Source organism: Actinoplanes sp. NPDC048791 (assembly GCF_040650095.1).
GTDB lineage: Bacteria > Actinomycetota > Actinomycetes > Mycobacteriales > Micromonosporaceae > Actinoplanes.
Window position 1 is genome coordinate 1 of record NZ_JBEZGQ010001405.1, and the last position, 1,747, is coordinate 1,747.

The following is a 1,747-nucleotide window of genomic DNA, read 5'->3' on the forward strand; positions in this document are numbered from 1 at the left end:
TCCGCGCCGACAGCGTCGTCGGGGCCCGCTGGCTGCAGCGGGACAAATACCTGCGCAATCAGACCGTGTACGGCGCGGCCGCGAATCTGTGGCTCACCGGCATCAACGCGCTCGCCGTCGTCTTCCTGGTGCGTGAGCTCGGGGTCAGCACCACCACCGTCGGGCTGTTGTTCGCGGCGGTGAGCCTCGGTGGGGTCGGTGCCGCATCGCTGACCCCGCGGCTGGTCCGGCGGCTCGGCGGTGCCCGGGCGTTGGTCGCCTGCAAGACCTTCGGCGGCGTGGCGTCCGTGCTCGTCCCGTTCACCCGGCCGGGCCTGGGCCTGCTCGTCTTCGTGGCCGGGATGCTCGGCGTCGCCGCCGGCGCCATCGCCGGCAACGTGGTCGGCGCGAGCTTCCGGCAGGCGTACTGCCCGCCCGGCCTGTTCGGCCGGGTACTGACCAGCATGCAGTTCGTCAACTTCGGCGCGATCCCGGTCGGGGCCGTGCTGGGCGGCGCGCTGGCGGGCCCGCTGGGCGTCCGCGGCGCGATCATGCTGATGGCCATCGGGTACGCCGCCAGCGGCCTGATCCTCGTGCTGGGCCCGTTGCGAGGCCGCCGCGACCTGCCGACCGCGGCGGCCCTCGCCCAGTAGTTGCGCTAGAGGGGCACGACGTCCGCGACCACGCAGGCGATGTTGTCCGGTGCGCCGGCGTGCATCGCTTCCTCGATCAGCAGCCGGACCGTCTCCTGCGGATCGTGCCCCGCCGTCAGCACCTCCGCGATCCGGCCGGCCGGCACCACCGCCCACAGGCCGTCCGAGCAGAGCAGATAGCGGTCGTCCTGGACGGCGGTGCGCACGGCGACATCGGCCTCGGCGGCGGCACCCAGCGCCCGTACCAGCAGTGGCCGCTGCGGATGGGTGACAGCATCGGCGGCGCTCAGCTCTCCGGCGTCGACCAGCCCCTGGACGTACGAGTGGTCGTCGGTGAAGCGGGACAGCTCACCACCGCGGACCAGGTAGGCGCGGGTGTCCCCGATGTGCGCGACGCCGATCCGGGTGCCCGACCAGAGCAGTGCGGTGAGGGTGGTGATGGGCCGCTCGTCACTGTCCGCGCCGAGGGCCAGCACGGCGGCGTCAGCGTCGCGGACGGCGGCGGTCAGGGTGCCGAGCAGGTCCCCGGTGGCGGGCAGAGAGCGGAAGACGTCGACAGCTGCCGCCGCGGCCCGGTCGCCCGCCGGCCCCGAACCGTCGGCGACGGCGAGCAGGGTGCTGCCCGCGTACGCCAGGTCCTGATGGTTGTCGCGGACCTGGCCGATCTCGGAGCCGGCGGCGAAGCGCAGGCCGAGCGGGTGGGTTTCGGACATGGTGGTCCCCTTTCCGGTGAGGTGATCGGTGAGGAAGCCGGCGAGCCGGCGCCGGGCCGCGAGTTCCGCCTCGGCGTGCGCCATGTGCTCGCCGATCGCGGCGGCCAGTTCGGCGCCGGGCAGGTCGCAGACTTCCTTGATCCGCGCCAGCGGCATGTCGATGCGGCGCAGCCAGGCCACCAGGCGGGCCCGGTCGAGCTGGGCGGGCGCGTAGTAGCGGTAGCCGGAGTCCGCGTCGACGGCGGCCGGGCGCAGCAGGCCCACGTCGTCGTAGAGCCGCAGCGCCTTCGGGGACAGCCGCGCGGCCCGCGCGAACGCCCCGATGGTGAGGAACTCGTCTGCCATGTCCATCACCGTGGACCTTGCCCCACGGTGAAGGTCAAATGAGAGGGGGCCCCGCAC

The 1,747-nt window shown here is 73.6% G+C and carries 2 protein-coding genes; one reads left to right on the plus strand and one right to left on the minus strand.

Annotation, left to right across the window (positions count from 1 at the left end; translation table 11 throughout):
* The coding region (locus AB0C29_RS46830; protein WP_360834641.1) for an MFS transporter at window positions 1–632 on the plus strand (632 nt) is incomplete at its 5' end.
* Between the two features lie 5 nt (window positions 633–637).
* On the opposite strand, the gene AB0C29_RS46835 is transcribed toward AB0C29_RS46830, so the two are convergent.
* Window positions 638–1,690, minus strand: a complete 1,053-nt coding sequence (locus AB0C29_RS46835) for a MerR family transcriptional regulator (protein WP_360834643.1) — start codon at window positions 1,688–1,690, stop codon at window positions 638–640.
* Between the last annotated feature and the right edge of the window lie 57 nt (window positions 1,691–1,747).

Coding starts and splice junctions, on each gene's coding strand:
- AB0C29_RS46835 (WP_360834643.1), bottom strand. CDS start 1,690: ATGGCAGACGAGTTCCTCACCATCGGGGCGTTCGCGCGGGCCGCGCGG.